Source organism: Pelatocladus sp. BLCC-F211, from assembly GCF_041928655.1.
Taxonomy (GTDB): domain Bacteria; phylum Cyanobacteriota; class Cyanobacteriia; order Cyanobacteriales; family Nostocaceae; genus Pelatocladus.
Genome location: NZ_JBHFLM010000140.1, coordinates 1 through 16,470, shown reverse-complemented (window position 1 = coordinate 16,470; position 16,470 = coordinate 1). Strand labels below are relative to the sequence as shown.

Sequence of the window (16,470 nt, the reverse complement as noted above, 5' to 3'; positions counted from 1 at the left end):
TTGGGTTACTCTGCGAGAAGCCGCGCAGGGCGCGTCTACGTTCCTCAAACGCCAGGTGCTACAACTCTTGGGACCCCCGCAACGCACTGGCTCCCCAACCTACGCTAGTTTTAGTTTTTAGCCTTAACTGAACCGTATTGGAATTAACCCTCCTCACTCCTCCCCAAACGGAAAAATCTCTCTCCGTTTCGGGAAGGATTTGGGAGGGTTTCTTTATTATTTTTGCAAGAGGTCTAGTATGTAAATAAATGTAAAGTCTTTTCTAGCGGTGCTAAAGCAACATGAGTTCGACTTACTCTGTCTCACTTCCTTTCTCTGTTACGAGGTGAGGAAGGAGAAACGAAAAAATAGCTTTTTAAACATCTACCCGCTTCGGGAAGAGTTTTACCACAAAGGTTAAAGCAAATTTATCGAAATCGCGTAACAGCGCTACCAAAACCTTATTAAGCATATTGAAACAGACACGATCTGTTCGTGTCTGTAAAATGCATAGCTAATTTCTACAAATAAATTGTCGTTTAAGTTACAGATTTCGCAGATTCACCATCTTCTGTACTATTTTCGGTATCATCTTCCAAAATTTCTGGCTTACGTTGAAGTTCGAGTTGGTTCAATAGCGATAACACTTTTGTACCGCGTTCTATGGAACGGTCTTCGATAAACACTACCTCTGGTGTGCGGCGTAGGCGCACTCGTGCGCCAAGTTCGCTACGAACGTAACCTGTCGCAGACTTCAAGCCAGCCATTGTTTCTGCTTTTGCTTCTTCTGTGCCATATATTGACACATAGATTTTAGCGTGTTGCAAATCGCCAGAAACGTCAACATCGGTAACACTTACCATTCCCGTACCCACACGGTCATCCTTTATGCCATTGAGTAGCATTTGGCTAACTTCCCGTTTAATTAATTCAGCAACGCGGGAAACGCGGCGATTTGTAGCCATAAAAATCATGCCTCCTCACAGAGGTTGTACTACGTTATTTTTCTGTTTTTGTCAGTTTACCCGATCCAGTTTTGAGAATACATCTTTTGTATAGTTTAGACTCAAATTGGACTCAAATTGTACTCAAACCCAGCATAGCGCGCAAGGTCAGAGTTACGAATACTAGTCCACCAGCGAAAAAGCCCAAGAGGGCAATTAATGTTACTGGACGTTTTAACAAGGGTGCTAATGGTGCGAACGTGTTCAACAAAATGCCTAACAGGGTAGTGATGAAGTAGCGCTGATAGCGAAAGACGTTATCCCAAAATCCATCAAACATTTGATTTTAAACTGCCTTGCTCTTGACTGTAGGTTTTTTGTGATTTGCGCGATTTATATATATTTTGACACTCCCACACCAAAAATGTGATGGGATTGTTGGTTTGAGTTTTTGAAAAAAACTTGCACAAAATCGGATTTTAGCATATTTGTGAATAAGAATGGCCCTTTTCTAGCTTTAACCTCTTTTTGTTCTTATATCAATCCGTGTAGTTGTTAAGAGAGTCAGCTCCCGTACTTCTTTAAGAAGTCGGGGAGCTAGTTGTTCAAAATTATTTGTTTTTTATAAAAATTATTTGAGAATATATGAAATATACAATTTAACTTTTAATAAAATAAAAAAATTTTTACTTTTTGCTGCACTATTTAAAATAAGCTAAATGTGGCATTTCCCTACAGTCGTTCCCCCATTGATGGGGGAAAAATAGGGAATATGTTAAGTAATTTATTTAGAATAGGCATCTACAACCAAAAAAATTAGAGAAATTAGTCAATATTAACTAATAAGAAATAAAAGCAACAAAGGCTTCAACCAGTCTGAACTTCTGCATTTCCATTGCGGATAGCCCATGCTTGTTCTAACAACTGAGTCCAGCGCTTTTGCAGTTGTTTGGGAGTACATTTGAGAGTTTTAGCGATCGCTTGATCTGTGTGTTTAGCAGCTTTAAGTTGCAATATCTGCCGTTGTTGCTCAGAAAGTTCATTCAAAAACTGTTCCCACTGTTGAGAAGACAGACCTAGCTTTTGTTCTAAACCGACACCCAACCATTGATGGACTAATTGCCAATGATGGGTACGAGCAAACTTTTCCACATGGTATTTAAAACGTTGTTGGAGATAATCTCGCTGGCGACTGGTTAAACCAAGGATTTGGTCAATTTCTGGTGCTGATAAATCTTGAAGTTTTAATGTTAGATAATCTATACAATCGTATTGGCCTTGGGATTCAAAATATTTGGTCAATTCTGAGATGACGCGATCGCGTTCACTATCTTCAGCTAGATCAATACTTGGTTGAGAAATCATTTGCGATCGCAACTGTTGCACCGCCGAATTCCGCTGATAAGATTCTGCATCTTCAGTCCTAGCAGCTTCTGTAGCCATTTCAAAATCTACATTTGTTTCTTGCGGTAGACGCCGAGCAAAAGTTTGAGCGCGCAATATAATCAACTGCTGATTAGCACCGCCAGCTAGATTAATGCGACGTTTCGCATATTGTTCTGTAAAAGCCATGTATTCTGCTAGTTGTAGCAGAGTGTGGGGGGTGTAATCTTCGGGTAATTCATTTTCTCGCCGGAAAGCTTTGATGGCCTCAATATAAAATGCTTGGAGGAAATCTTCAATTAAGTTGTAGCGAGCTTGAAATCCTAACTCAGTTCCAGCAATACCAATATGGCGATATACCATCGCACCTAAGCAACTATGTAATTCTACTCGTCCCTGCTTGGAACCCAATTTGTAATAATGCAAGCATTTTTGTAAACGATGGCGTCCTAAAGTTAATAACCAAGTCTTGAGTTGCCCTGATTTTTGGATACGATGACTTTTCTCACATATACGCTCTACTTCTTTGGCTATACGCATTGCTACAGCTTGCATACAACCAGGTGCTGCTTTAGAGTGTGCTTGTATTTCTTTATATAAAAATTGGATTAAAGCATCGCTGTAGCTGTGAGAAATCGTTGTAACAGTTGGTAGATTAGCAGAATTAGCTTTCATGATCTTTATTGGGAGTGGTACTGCACCGTAACGACATGGCAACAGACGCCACAGTAATTAAGCTTTCATTGCTTAATAATCACCGCAAGCGCTGCTTACATTTAAGAATGTAAGAAATATCCGCAAGTTCCAGGTAAGGCAATGTGTCGGTTTTTCGATAAGCAACTTAACAATGGCTAATGCATGAGTTTTCTTGACCACTCCAAAATAGCCAAAACCCTTAATTTGCAAAGATTCATCCCTGTAATGCTCCTAAGAGCGCTTTGCTTTGTCCGTATGACAATCATGAAAGTGGTGTTTTTTTATTTACAGTTTCCGAAATTAAATTCCTATCCAGTGAAGTTAATTTACTATACCCATGCTGTAGCTCTTTCCCAACCTAAACCTTGCCTGATCATTATTGGTTCCTCTCCCGTTAAATCCAAAATTGTAGACACTTCGTAGCTTGGTTCCTCACCAGTGTCTACAATAACATCAACCAATCCTTCCAAACGGTCAAATAATTCTACTCGCGATAATATTTGTTCTTCTTCCACTCCCAAAGTCCCATTCTTTGTCTCATCTGGTGGTAAATGTGCTGAAGTCGAAATGATCGGATTTCCTAAGGCTGACAGCAGTTCCAAGCACATTTTATGATTTGGTACTCTAATTCCAGTAGTCTTCCGTTTCGGATTCTGCACCAGACGTGGAACTAATTTTGTCGCAGGTAGCAAAAACGTATACGGTCCCGGAATTAGGTGCTTCATAATTCGGTAGGCAGTGTCGCTTACATTTGCATAGGTCGCTACATTAGAAAGTGATGGAGACAAAAACGTCAATGGTTTATCGTTTGCTAGTTGTTTGATTTTCCGTACTCGTTCTACCGCCGACTTAGCATTTAAATCACAACCGATCGCATAAACTGTGTCAGTAGGATAAAGCATCACTGCACCGTCAGACAGTGCCGTCTTTATCTCCTCTATTCGGCGGATCTGGGGATTATCAGGATGAACGGAGAAAATTTTTGCCATAGATTGGGTGATAAATAGTGGTTAGTGGATAGTGGATAGTGGTAAAAGGTGAACGAACAACTAACAACTAACTACTAACTACTAACAAAATAAATATGACTAAACTCGCTTATCTTCAATGTCCATCGGGAATTTCCGGTGATATGTGTTTGGGAGCATTGGTAAGTCTGGGTGTTCCCTTGAAATATCTAATAGAGAAACTTAATCACTTAGGTATTGTACAGGAATATAAATTATGGGCCGAACTTGTCCAGCGCCATGGTCAGCAAGCAACGAAAGTTCATGTTGACTTATTATCTGACCATCATGATCACCATGTTCACCATCACCGCCATTTACCAGAAATAGAACAAATGATTCTCAATGCTGGCTTACCCGCAAGGGTTGAAGCTTGGAGTTTAGCGGTATTTCGACAGTTAGCAGTTGCTGAAGGTGCAGTACATGGTATTGCTCCTCAAAAAGTTCACTTTCACGAAGTCGGTGCAGTTGATGCAATTGTAGATATTGTTGGTACTTGCTTGGGATTAGATTGGTTGGGCGTTGAGAGTGACGAAACAGGATTACCCCTGCTTTACTGTTCAGCATTTCCGACTGGGGGGGGAACAGTGCGTGCTGCTCATGGACAAATGGCAGTACCAGTACCAGCAGTGTTAAAGTTATGGGAAATGCGTGGCTGTCCGGTTTACAGCAACGAGATTGAACGGGAACTTGTGACACCCACTGGTGCTGCGATCGCCACTACATTTGCAAAAGAATTTGGTTCGCCACCTGCGATGAGTATTCAACAAGTCGGACTGGGAGCAGGTAATCTCAACTTATCAATTCCCAATATATTACGCCTATGGCTGGGAGAAGCTACAGATATCGCAATTAGTGATCGCTCATCTGTTGCCAATACTAGCCCAACTTTAGAAACCATATCAGTATTAGAAACTCAAATAGATGATTTAAATCCTCAAGCGATCGGTTATTTGTTTGAGGCCTTATTTGCAGCAGGTGCAGTGGATGTTTTTACTCAATCTATAGGGATGAAAAAGTCTCGTCCAGGGATCTTGCTGACAGTAATTTGTCTACCAGAAAATCTACTCAGTTGTGAAACAGTTTTATTTCGTGAAACCACAACTTTAGGTATTCGTCGTTATGAGCAACAACGCGCTATCTTGCAGCGAGAATTTCAACAAGTAGAAACAGAATATGGTGTAGTGCGAGTTAAAGTCGCATGGATAGGAAACGCAAATAATAGAATTATCAATAACGTCCAGCCAGAATACGAAGATTGTGCAGAATTAGCCCGGAAACACAATATTCCTTGGCGGGAAATTCAAAGATTAGCACTACAAAATTGGCATTTACAATTTATGTCTTAGGTTGTGTCTTAGTTTTTGACTTTGAGAACTTCAAGTTCTAAGGCTCGCATAATGCGTAAAGTTTCTAGAGTGTAGTAATTCATTAAATAAGCCTGCTTACGCAGGCTTTATAGATATAATCTCACCCTAGAAAGGGTGAGGAATATTTGAATTTACTTCAACTAGGCGATCTAGTCTCTGAGGGTGTCTCTAACTGTATGCTTAGTGACATCTTTGGCGTAATCACCAGCATCCTGAGCGTTGTCCTTGATATTTTCAACTCCCTGCTTGGTTGATCTTGCAAAATCTTCAGCAGTGTTTTGAGTTTTGTTTCCTACATCTTCAGCTTTTTGCTGAACATTTTTACCCAAGTTACCTGCATCTGAACCTACACGACGGATGGCTTCAAGGGGGTTGTTAGTAGATTTTCCAGCTTGATTTTGGGCAGCGTTTTCTTTTAAGTATTCACCTCTAGCTTTTGCATCACTTTTTGCTCTTGGATCTCTATCGCTAAAGTTATTCATCCCACCTTCGTAAGGGTTAATAACATTATCACCCTTGGGAACATATACTTCAGCATTACCTTTGGGAGATTGTGTTGGTTGAGCCGCTTTAGAAGGAGAGCAAGCCTGCGTGAAGAATACTAAAACTCCTGCTAAAAAAACTGTGAAAATTTGGTGCAACTTAACTTTTTTGATCCAAGAAATTACTTTGTTCATTCGGAACTCCTTATCGTGTTTGAATGAGTTAAAACTCAGCAATACTTAATCCAAAATCGTGGATGTTGAGAATTTGGAATTAACCTTTATTTATTGACTGCCGGATTTTTTTGCAATTCTGGTCTCTTGGCAGCTTCATTTCCTTTGTCTTTCAAAAATCCTGAAGCTTCTCCTACCGCTTCTTTAACAGTTTCAATTCTGTCCTTTGCTCTTTGAGTTACACTTGGTTCATTCTGAATCAGATTTCCTGCATTTGGACGGAAATCTTTTTCAGATTTAATTGGTAATTCTCCCTCTTTATAGGCTCGACCTACTGGGGTTTCCGCACCAGGATAAAGCAGTTCAGATTGTTGCTCTGCATCAACCAACAATACTTGTGACTTCGGTTGTGCTGCTTGAGCATACCCACTAGTATAAATAGTACCAGTTAGAAACAATAATCCTACCAAAAATACAGTTAAAACTTGCCGCAGACGTAGTTTTTTTACAAATGCAATTAAACTGTTCACTAATTCCTCCTTTCAACACCGAACAAATATAATGACTTAATCTGAGTTAATGATGAAACTCAGTTAGCTTTATTGCTGGAGTTGATTTTTATTTAATACAACAATCGATTTCTTAGAATACGTATTTAAAAGGAGGCTTTTCCTCTAGCGTAAGTCACATTATTGTTATTAATTTAGTGTGATTTTTATCTAACTTAAGATGGATATAAGTAGAAGAAATCATAAAACAGTAAAAAAATAATAAACAAAAAGATAAGATATTAAGTTTAATTATTTGCACCAATTTCAATAATTGTTACCCAAAGACTCTGCCTCTACTGTATGATTTGAGGTGTTTAATCAAAGGCTAGCCAAACAGTTAAATCTCTGCAATGATTAAAAAATTTTTACGCTGGTTAATTTTGGGTGGAACGCTGTTTTTTTTGGCGAAAGCCTTAAAGGATAACTGGCAAGGAATTACTGCTATTCGCATTGATGCAGTAGGATGGGCAATTATAGCGATCGCAACTGGTGTAACTTTATTAGGACATACTTGGGCTGGCTGGGTTTGGACTTGGATTCTCAAACATTTAAATCAACCCGTATCATCTGTGCAGTTTATCCAGGTTTATCTGCAAACCAACCTTGCTAAGTATTTACCGGGTAATGTTTGGCATTATTATGGGCGAATTCTGGCAGCAAAAAATGCCAATGTTTCCACTGCTGTAGCCACTCTTAGTGTATTACTAGAACCTTTACTTATGGCCGCAGCAGCTTTAATTGTTGTCTTATCAAGCAGTTTATTTGTTCAAACAAATACTAATTTAACTGTACATATAGGGCAAATACTAGGTTTGGTTGTAGTGCTGTGTGTGCTTCATCCCCGCTTTTTAAACTTATTAATTCGCTTGTTGCATCGCTTGAAGGCAAAGAAGTCTGATCCCACAAATACTTCAGATGTTAGTTTTACTATGGAACGCTACCCTCTGTTGCCTTTATTCGGAGAAATGGGATTTTTGGGATTGCGCGGTACTGGATTTATTTTAACTTTTTATGCTTTGAGTTCTTTAAATTTAAGTCAAATTCCCTTATTGTTTACAGCTTTTAGTTTTGCTTGGTTACTTGGGCTTGTTGTTCCGGGTGCGCCTGGTGGATTGGGTGTGTTTGAAGCAACTGCGATCGCGCTTCTACAAAACTATTTTCCTGCTGCGGTAGTCATCAGTGCAATAGCTCTTTATCGTCTAGTCAGTATTCTTGCAGAAATCACTGGTGCTGGCTTGGCTTGGCTTGACGAACGCCTCTTTGAATAAATTATTGAGCATTGGGCATCGGAAATAACAAATTACTAACCACTAAATATTAACCACTAACTAACTACCAAAATTTCAATTGAGAAAATACATGATAAGCATTTGGATCAAACTCGACTTCGTGAATTTTCTCATTGTCTTCGATCTTTATCAAGTTATATTCGACATTTTCAGCATAAATTGCAAATGTGATATTAAAAATTTCTATAAAGTTAATAAAGCATTGGCATTCTGCTTCTGAATACTGATCGTAATAGCGAATCAAATTAGCAAGCCGAGATTCTAAATGATTACGAGAATATTTGCAAATTAGAATAATTTTTAACAGTACAATCACCAATGTGAGAGGATGCCCATGAGAGAGTAATAAAACAAATAAAGGTGAAGGGGAAACGCCATTTTCTGTTGTTAAAAAATCAATTACACGATTACATGTTCTCAGCAATAAATCTTTGTTGATAATTACATCATCATATTCAAGTTTCCAAACAACAAGCTTTTCTGACAACTGTTGCTGTAATGTATCTACAAATGTTGGTTGCTGTACAGAGAAAATTAGATATTTTGTCAAACTTTCTTTAAAATCTTTAAAAGTTTGATTTTGAGTTTGCTCGATAAAAATATTAGCAATATTGCTATAGCTAAATACACCCTTTTTAACAATGATCGCTTTGATTAAACGTAAAACATCATCTCCTAAAACACTAGGATTCCTATAACGTGTATGACTAGAAGTGTGAGACTGAGAACGAGCAATATACATTGCAAGTTCAAATTTAAATTTATCTTTTAGTTGCTTAGAAGCTTTTATAGCTGCTTGTTTTTGTTCTTCTGAATTATTTTTATCGATAGCTTGAGCAGCTAAAAGATAGGAAGTATATCGATTCACCCAATGACTATTAGCTTGATTTTCATTTTTATATGCAAATAACTTGAGTTCTTGAAAGTCTTGACTATGAATAAAGTTATCTAACCAATTTTTAGAAGGAGTTCTGATTTTATATTTTTGATAAATTGAACTTGATTTATAACTGGCAATTAGCTCAACCAATGCTTGTATATACTTGTATTTTCTATTAGTTTCCCAGTTATTAACTAGAATATAACAGCAACGCTTAAAAGTATTATGTAAAACTTGTTCATTTTTAAGAAAAACTTCATATATGCCTGGGATTAAATCTGGATTTGCCAAACATAGACAATCTATAAATAAACTCTTAAATTCTATTAAAACATCTTCTGGCTCATGTTTTCTAACGATTTCTACAAAAAAATTGTAAATTCTTTCCTGTACAACCTCTACATCTGAGTCTTGAAGATGAACTTTAAAAAGAGGTGAATTAACATGAATATTTCGTAAACTATGAGCAGTCATTTATAGTTCTCAAAATAAAAGAATAGCTTACTTATATTCTTATTCGCTTCACTCTTGGACACAAGAGTATCTATCTACTCTTTAATAATTAAAAGTTTTCCTTTATATAAAATTGATAAATCCACTGAAAGTAAAATTCCCGACTTCTCTAAGCTCGACTTTATCCAAAATTAAAAATTTGGTTCTCCTTGTAGAGCAAAAATCCTAGCAATAAGAGCAAAAACTTTTTCGATCTCACTGATTCATGGTGACATCGAAAAAGTAAAACTATCGCCCCACATAGGTTTCAGCGTTAACTATCGCGTTACTAGAACATGGATATGGATAAAGTCGAGCTAAGAAGATGTTTTAAAACTTTTTGGGCAAATATAATGTCTTGAAAATAGGGAACAGGGAATAGGGAATGAAAATATGACTCCTCCTACACCCTTACACCCCTACACCCATTTTCAAGACAGTATCATATGCTTTGCAAATAAAAAGCCAGCCTTCATATGAAGACTGGCTCAGTTCTAATTTTTAGTGGGGGTGGAGGGACTTGAACCCTCACGACCTTTTACGGTCAACGGATTTTCATTCTCTCGCAGCTTTCGCTACTACCTAGTAGACTAGCCACCTTTGGCTTTGAGAATTGGACTCTCCCTTTACCCTCGACTTAACGTTAGGGTAGCTCCCGTCGAGTCTCTGCACCTTCCCTATAAGTCTTTTGTTATCTATCACTTGTCTTTTGTTACTTAAACAATTGACCAATGACTAATTACAAATTACAAATTTGGCTTGGCTCAGGATTGCCTTGTCTGTTGCCAGATTTAGGTTTCCCTGAATTTGAGAGCATTCACTTAAAGAGTTTCTTCTTTAAGGCTCAATTACTTAAGTCCGTAGCGTCTACCATTCCGCCACACCCCCAAGTAAATTTGGGATTTGCTTTTGCTGATTATACAGTATTAAATTGTTCCTCGATCTATTTGAGCATCAAATTTGTAATTTGCCAACTAGTAAGCGTAAAAAATTTTGTAATTGCTTAACAGGGGTTTTATTTTAGAAGCAGATAATTCCAATCCTGGGGTGAAATCAAGGGCAGTTGAGTGCTTGCGATCGCCACAGAATCAGCAAACCATGTATCTGGGAGATACCCCTTGGGTGAGAGTAGCTGAAAAAAGGGGGGATTATCCCCAGTTATAGCTTACCAAGGCTGCGGTACAATGCAAAGAAATGTGTAAATTATGAGTGTTCGTTCCTATGATCTCCCCAGAAATAAACACAAAATCCAGCGATAAAAACTTAGAAGCAATGCGCCATTTTTCTGAACAATACGCCAAGCGCACTGGAACTTACTTCTGTTCTGAACCTTCTGTAACCGCAGTGGTAATTGAAGGACTTGCTAAACACAAAGATGAACTTGGAGCACCCCTATGTCCCTGTCGTCACTACGAAGACAAAGAAGCCGAGGTCAGTGCTGCTTTTTGGAACTGTCCTTGCGTACCAATGCGGGAACGTAAAGAGTGCCACTGTATGCTGTTTCTTACCCCAGATAATGAGTTTGCTGGCGACAAGCAAGAAATCTCTTTGGAAACAATCAAACAAGTACGCGACGGTATGGGCTAACCAAATCAGTATAGACACATACATGGCGGCTTGCCGCAGGCTACAGTTACCAGTGAACAGTTATCAGTTGCTTATCTACTGATCACAAAAGCAAAAATTTTTTAATAAAAAAATGGTCAATAACGAAATCACTGACAACTGATGACTAATGACCAACCCCAGCAATTTTGGCAAGGCGTAGAACAATTTAACGCTGGGGAATTCTATGCCTGTCATGATACTTTAGAGGCTTTGTGGATGGAAGCAACAGAGCCAGAAAAAACTTTTTATCAGGGAATTTTACAAATAGCAGTAGCCCTGTATCACTTGGGTAACAGTAATTGGCGAGGTGCAGCGATTTTGTTAGGAGAAGGTAGCAACCGCCTGCGACGTTATCCATCAGTTTACGGTGGCATAGATGTAGATGAGTTATTAGAACATAGCGCTGTGTTATTGAGAACATTACAACATACAGAACCAGAGAAACTAGCCACAATGAAATTGGGCGATGAGCCAGCATTTCCTTTACCCAAGATAGTACAAGGGAGTGAAGATTAGTATTTGTCAACTTTGAACTGATGAGTTGAAATTAGGACAAGGGAGACAAGGAGTACTAGGGAAGAGAGAAATTATTGAAAATTTTACCCATCGAATAAACTTGACACCCTACTAAAAGCTAGAGGTGGAAAAGGCTAAAGTGGCGAAACCTTGAGTTTGTGGCGAACGTCAATATATTACAGCTAGTAGTGATCCTGACATACTCTAGTAGTAGAGATAATTGGAATACAAGCTGAAATCTTAAATCCTAAATTGCTATGATCTCTTGGTATCAATTACTTCTATTGCCAATGCGCCGCTTTGGATTAGCCTTAATGCTGCCAGCTGCACTTTTTGGTGCGATCGCATTTCCTAGTCAACTACAAACTGCTACCGCCCAGACAGCAGCAGGAAATCGCCCCCTGACTATCCAGTCTGATGTACAAGAATACGACGCCAAAACACAAGTAGCAACTGCTCGTGGTAACGTACAAATGGTGTATGAAGCCAGAGGAATTCAGGCTACAGCAGCCCAAGCTCAGTATTTCAGCAAAGAACGTCGCATAATTCTCAGTGGTAATGTTTACGTTTTGCAACAGGGTGGCAACAGTATTCGGGGTGAAACAGTAACATACCTGATTGATGAAGGGCGATTTGTTGCTCAACCAAAAACAGGTCGTCAAGTAGAATCTATCTACATAGTCAACGATAGTCAAATAAATCAAGCAACCACACCCGCCCCCAACACACCTCCTCTTCAACGTTCTAAGTAAATTAGAATTTCGTGTTTAGTAGGGGCGTAAAATCATGCGCCCATACAGTTAATTTATGTAGTTAGTTTTTAACAAACACTACTCATCAATTATTCACAAGCAACAAAGCACACAGAGCGTGAAAATTGTCCTAGAAAATATTCGCAAATCTTATGGCAAGCGAGTGATTGTCAATCGCGTCAACGTTTCTGTTGCCCAAGGCGAAGTAGTTGGGTTACTAGGCCCAAATGGTGCTGGTAAAACTACGACATTCTACATTGCCACAGGTTTAGAAAAACCAGACCGAGGAACTGTATGGTTGGATCATCAGGACATTACTGCATTACCTATGCATAAAAGGGCGCGATTGGGTATTGGTTATCTAGCACAGGAACCTAGTATTTTTCGCCAATTGTCAGTACGAGATAACATACTATTGGTTCTGGAGCAAACAAATGTACCTCGCTGGCAATGGCAACGGCGACTAGAAACATTATTACAAGAGTTTCGTTTGGAAAAAGTAGTTAACAGCAAAGGAATTCAACTTTCTGGAGGCGAACGACGGCGGACGGAATTAGCAAGAGCATTAGCATCTGGTACAGAAGGACCAAAGTTTTTACTTTTAGATGAACCTTTTGCAGGAGTTGACCCAATAGCAGTTTCAGAAATTCAATATCTGATTGCACAACTGCGGGAGCGCGACATGGGAATCTTGATTACAGATCATAACGTTCGGGAGACCCTGGCCATTACAGATCGTGCTTACATCATGCGGGAAGGTCAAATTCTTGCTTCTGGCAACGCCGACGAACTCTACAATAATTCTTTGGTGCGCCAATATTACTTAGGTGATAATTTTCAGGTTTAGTCAATGGTCAAAAGTCCATAGTCAAAAGTAATTGACTCTTGACTCTTGACTCTTGACTCTTGACTAATGACTCATGGCTAAATCTAAATCTTTCCACAAACTCAATTCACTGCTGTCTTTTTCCATAATGGATCGCTACCTTGCTAGCGAATTAATACCACCGTTTTTATTTAGTTTCGGGATTTTTGCTTCCCTTGTGTTTACGGCTGATAGCTTATATGAATTGCTACGAAAAGTAGTTCAAGCAGGATTACCACTAGAAATAGGCTTAAAGGTTTTTTTGTTAAAGTTGCCACGTGTAATTGTTTACGTTTTTCCGATGTCAACACTGCTAGCAACTTTGATGACCTACAGTCGGATGTCAGGCGAAAGTGAACTGATCGCTCTGCGTAGTTGTGGTGTGAGTGTGTATCGCATGGTGCTAACTGCCGTAGTGATGAGTTTCTTAGTCGCAGGAATCACATTTGTTGTCAGTGAACAAATTGCACCAGCAGCTAACTACGAAGCTACCGTTACTTTAGATCGAGCTCTCAAATCTGATAAGCCTACATTTAAGCAAGAAAATATTTTCTACCCCGAATATCAAAATGTGAAACAAGCAGATGGCAGTAAAGAAAGAATACTGACACGTCTGTTTTATGCTGACAAGTTTGATGGCAAGCGCATGAAAGGTTTGACACTCATAGACCGTTCTCAAGAAGGTCTCAATCAAATTGTTGTCGCAGAATTTGGTGAATGGAATGGTTCACAAAGCGTTTGGGATTTTTATAACGGTACGATCTATTTAGTTGCACCTGATCGCTCTTATCGCAACATCGCCCGATTCAAACATCAACAATTACAACTTCCCCGCACACCATTAGATGTGGCAAACAGAAGCCGTGACTTTGAAGAGATGAACATTGCTCAATCACTAGAACAACTAGAAATAGAAAAAATTAGTGGTAATGACCAAAAAGTTCGTCAACTGCGAGTCCGAATTCAACAAAAAATCGCCTTTCCGTTTGCCTGTGTTGTCTGTGGTCTAGTCGGTGCTACTGTGGGAACAATACCCCAACGTACAGGTCGAGCAGCAAGTTTTGGGGTTAGTCTAGCAGTTATCTTTACTTACTACACAACATTACAGGTAGCCCGTACATTAGGAGACACAGGTTTTCTTTCTCCCTTTGTCGCAGCTTGGCTACCCAATTTTTTGGGATTGGGACTAGGTTTATTTTTATTAGTACGGACAGCACGGCGATGAGTTGGGGAGCGGGGAGCGAGGACAAGGAGGACAAGGGAGAATTTATTCCAATGCCCAATGCTCATTGACTCTTGACCATTGACGATGGACAAATGACAAATGGCTAAGATTCAATCTTCATAATAAATCCGGCATTCTGGTGCATCTGGGTTGGCTGCACAGTATTGCTCGAATGATGTTTTAGTAAATGCTATATGTCCGGCTTTTTGATGGGCTGCTTCTGCTTGAATTTCTTCTACTGTCACCCAGGCTGCGGCACATTCTGAAGATAATGTACCGTAGAGAGAGCAAATCGCGCGAGCATCTGCGATCGCTTGTTGAATTTTGTCTTCTAGCAAAACTGATTGTGGCTTTTCGACAAAATCACTTTTGGTGAGAATATCAGTGACAGAAATTATTCCCAACAGCTTACCTTTAATTACAGGCGCTCTGCGAATACCTGTGTTGGCAAATAACCGCGCTACATATTCTACAGCCAATTCGGGATTGACGATAATGCAAGGCTTACTCATAATTTCATAGACACGTACTTGTTTGGGATCTTTGGCATAAGCTGTTACTTTATAAACAATATCAGTCTCCGTAACAATACCATAAGCATCATTCTCATGATTGCGCTCCACAACCAAAGCCCGCAATCGTTTTTCCTTCATCACACCTACTGCTTCAGCAACAGTTGCTGAACTGCGGATGCTAACAACCTCTTTGGTCATGATATCTTCTGCTTTCATGCTTTTTGCTCCTGTTGAAGTAGAGTCCAACTTTTGCCCAGCCACAAGCACTAAGTTAGAGCAGATTTCATTTTGAGATGATATCGAAACTCACAGAAGAAGGGGAAAGGAGAAAAACCAATCTGATGCAGTTAATTGTAAATTTTATACTAAGACTTGTCTATAAATAATGACTAAATGACTATTGAGGAGCTAGGATGAGATTCCTGCTCTTTCTACCTTAACTTAATCAGATTTACCATGTCAGGTCGTCGCTACCGTCCCACCTACTTACGCTTTCTCAAAGCCAGCTTATGGAATTTGGCTCGACCTAGTTTTTGGGGAACAGCTATTTTTTTAGCCGTAGTAGGGGTAGCGGTTAAAGAATCATGGAAACAGCCAGATTTGTTTAATTTCAAGCAAGTTAAGCAAGCTGAAGTAAAAAAGCCTGTAAATTCTTCTCTTTCGGAAGAAGATAAAGCCATTGCTGCTGATATTGATAACTTGCCAGTTCTATTTTATGACTTTGCTCATGGGAATTTACCTTCCACAGCAACTAATGTCAAGCAAAATACTAAGCTAGACAATAGCAATAGTATTTTAGAAAGCTTAAGCAAACAAAAGACAATAGCCACCGATGCTAACTCAAACTCTGGCTTGAAGCTAGTAAATCCTGCATCTACGCCAAAGCTAGAAAATCCATTTGTGTCACAAACAGAAAATTTATTGCAATTCAAAAATTCTCAGAATAATAATCATTCTTTAGGACTAAACAGTTTAACGGCGTCGTCTATTCAAACAGATACAACACAAACTTCTACTAATGTGGGGATGGGATTAACTAATCCTATCAACTATAAACAAAATAATGCTGTAGTTAGTCCCTTACAAACTGCTCTCAATCAATCAACCAATCAAAGTTTGTTCTTGGAGAATCGTATAACTTCAAGTCAGACAAATTCATTATTGTTACCCAATCAAAACTTACCATCGACTACGATAGTAAATGGAAATGCGATCGCTCCCGTCAATAATACTACAAACTACTCTAATCAAAATTTCGCTCCCTCTGGTGCTAAGATTCCCAACCAATATCCAAACCCTTCTACACCCAGCATCCAAACACCCACATCAGCGGTAACATCTGTTACACCTACAACATCCTCTAATGTAGCGCCATACTACACGCAAACACCAAGTCAAAGTGTTGTTACTTCCAGCAACTCTAGTAATGTTTCTAGTTTGCAGCAGTCCAGTCAATTATCGCAGTATAATTACTCCTCACCTTCTCAATCTTCTGGATTTTATACAAGTGATCGTCAGATTAATGGTATTTCGTATCCGAGATAACCGTTTTAAAAATCGGGAATAGGAAACAGGAAAAACCTAGATTTTTATGTTTAGCTCTATCGAAGCAATGCGGGAGCGTGAGAACCCCTACGATTTATCGAGGGGATGAAACGCGAATCATCGGATTTTAACCCGCAGTTTCTCTTTCAATGTATTGTCTTACCGCTTCTCGAACCAAATCATTAAGAGAACGCTCT

16 protein-coding genes are annotated in these 16,470 nt (G+C 39.1%); 8 read left to right on the top strand and 8 right to left on the bottom strand.

All coding sequences use genetic code 11. The annotated features are described in order from the left end of the window. Window positions 1–518: 518 nt before the first annotated feature. The 4 genes from rbfA to ACE1AT_RS17135 all read right to left on the bottom strand — a co-directional run bounded on the left by rbfA (window position 519) and on the right by ACE1AT_RS17135 (window position 3,991). Window positions 519–944, bottom strand: a complete 426-nt coding sequence (rbfA, locus tag ACE1AT_RS17150; RefSeq protein ID WP_374870410.1) for a 30S ribosome-binding factor RbfA — start codon at window positions 942–944, stop codon at window positions 519–521. A gap of 112 nt (window positions 945–1,056) precedes the next feature. Further along, window positions 1,057–1,263: a DUF751 family protein gene (locus ACE1AT_RS17145; RefSeq protein ID WP_374870408.1), complete on the bottom strand. Its 207-nt coding sequence runs from the start codon at window positions 1,261–1,263 to the stop codon at window positions 1,057–1,059. Window positions 1,264–1,790: 527 nt separating this feature from the next. Further along, the gene (locus tag ACE1AT_RS17140) at window positions 1,791–2,981 is read right to left on the bottom strand and encodes a HetZ-related protein (RefSeq protein WP_374870406.1); all 1,191 of its coding nucleotides are present in this window, start codon (window positions 2,979–2,981) and stop codon (window positions 1,791–1,793) included. Window positions 2,982–3,331: 350 nt separating this feature from the next. Then, the gene (locus ACE1AT_RS17135; protein WP_374870404.1) at window positions 3,332–3,991 is read right to left on the bottom strand and encodes an L-threonylcarbamoyladenylate synthase; all 660 of its coding nucleotides are present in this window, start codon (window positions 3,989–3,991) and stop codon (window positions 3,332–3,334) included. Between the two features lie 95 nt (window positions 3,992–4,086). Here ACE1AT_RS17135 and larC point away from each other — a divergent pair, with 95 nt between their 5' ends. Next, window positions 4,087–5,358 (top strand): nickel pincer cofactor biosynthesis protein LarC, encoded by a 1,272-nt coding sequence (gene larC / locus ACE1AT_RS17130; protein WP_374870402.1) that lies wholly within the window; start codon window positions 4,087–4,089, stop codon window positions 5,356–5,358. A gap of 170 nt (window positions 5,359–5,528) precedes the next feature. On the opposite strand, the gene ACE1AT_RS17125 is transcribed toward larC, so the two are convergent. Continuing rightward, window positions 5,529–6,056, bottom strand: a complete 528-nt coding sequence (locus tag ACE1AT_RS17125) for a DUF6658 family protein (protein ID WP_374870400.1) — start codon at window positions 6,054–6,056, stop codon at window positions 5,529–5,531. Between the two features lie 86 nt (window positions 6,057–6,142). Further along, window positions 6,143–6,565, bottom strand: coding sequence for a DUF6658 family protein (locus tag ACE1AT_RS17120; protein WP_374870398.1), 423 nt, complete (start codon window positions 6,563–6,565; stop codon window positions 6,143–6,145). Between the two features lie 371 nt (window positions 6,566–6,936). On the opposite strand from ACE1AT_RS17120, the gene ACE1AT_RS17115 reads away from it, so the two are divergent. Continuing rightward, complete coding sequence (locus ACE1AT_RS17115) at window positions 6,937–7,854, top strand: lysylphosphatidylglycerol synthase domain-containing protein (protein ID WP_374870396.1); 918 nt, start codon at window positions 6,937–6,939, stop codon at window positions 7,852–7,854. 64 nt (window positions 7,855–7,918) lie between these two features. On the opposite strand, the gene ACE1AT_RS17110 is transcribed toward ACE1AT_RS17115, so the two are convergent. Then, window positions 7,919–9,229 (bottom strand): hypothetical protein, encoded by a 1,311-nt coding sequence (locus ACE1AT_RS17110; RefSeq protein WP_374870394.1) that lies wholly within the window; start codon window positions 9,227–9,229, stop codon window positions 7,919–7,921. Between the two features lie 1,239 nt (window positions 9,230–10,468). On the opposite strand from ACE1AT_RS17110, the gene ACE1AT_RS17105 reads away from it, so the two are divergent. The 5 genes from ACE1AT_RS17105 (at window position 10,469) to ACE1AT_RS17085 (ending at window position 14,213) form a co-directional block, all read left to right on the top strand. Further along, complete coding sequence (locus tag ACE1AT_RS17105; RefSeq protein WP_374870392.1) at window positions 10,469–10,834, top strand: ferredoxin thioredoxin reductase catalytic beta subunit; 366 nt, start codon at window positions 10,469–10,471, stop codon at window positions 10,832–10,834. Window positions 10,835–10,975: 141 nt separating this feature from the next. Beyond that, the gene (locus ACE1AT_RS17100; RefSeq protein ID WP_374870390.1) at window positions 10,976–11,371 is read left to right on the top strand and encodes a DUF309 domain-containing protein; all 396 of its coding nucleotides are present in this window, start codon (window positions 10,976–10,978) and stop codon (window positions 11,369–11,371) included. A gap of 257 nt (window positions 11,372–11,628) precedes the next feature. Beyond that, window positions 11,629–12,123, top strand: a complete 495-nt coding sequence (locus tag ACE1AT_RS17095; protein WP_374870388.1) for an LptA/OstA family protein — start codon at window positions 11,629–11,631, stop codon at window positions 12,121–12,123. A gap of 118 nt (window positions 12,124–12,241) precedes the next feature. Beyond that, a complete protein-coding gene (lptB, locus tag ACE1AT_RS17090; protein ID WP_374870386.1) occupies window positions 12,242–12,970 on the top strand; it encodes an LPS export ABC transporter ATP-binding protein in 729 nt (242 codons plus the stop codon). A gap of 127 nt (window positions 12,971–13,097) precedes the next feature. Continuing rightward, window positions 13,098–14,213 (top strand): LptF/LptG family permease, encoded by a 1,116-nt coding sequence (locus ACE1AT_RS17085; protein WP_374870412.1) that lies wholly within the window; start codon window positions 13,098–13,100, stop codon window positions 14,211–14,213. Window positions 14,214–14,323: 110 nt separating this feature from the next. Here ACE1AT_RS17085 and ACE1AT_RS17080 read toward each other — a convergent pair whose 3' ends face one another. Next, entirely contained in the window at window positions 14,324–14,944 is a 621-nt protein-coding gene (locus tag ACE1AT_RS17080) for a CP12 domain-containing protein (protein ID WP_374870384.1), read from the bottom strand. 240 nt (window positions 14,945–15,184) lie between these two features. On the opposite strand from ACE1AT_RS17080, the gene ACE1AT_RS17075 reads away from it, so the two are divergent. Then, window positions 15,185–16,273, top strand: a complete 1,089-nt coding sequence (locus tag ACE1AT_RS17075; protein WP_374870382.1) for a hypothetical protein — start codon at window positions 15,185–15,187, stop codon at window positions 16,271–16,273. The last annotated feature ends 197 nt before the right edge of the window (window positions 16,274–16,470 follow it).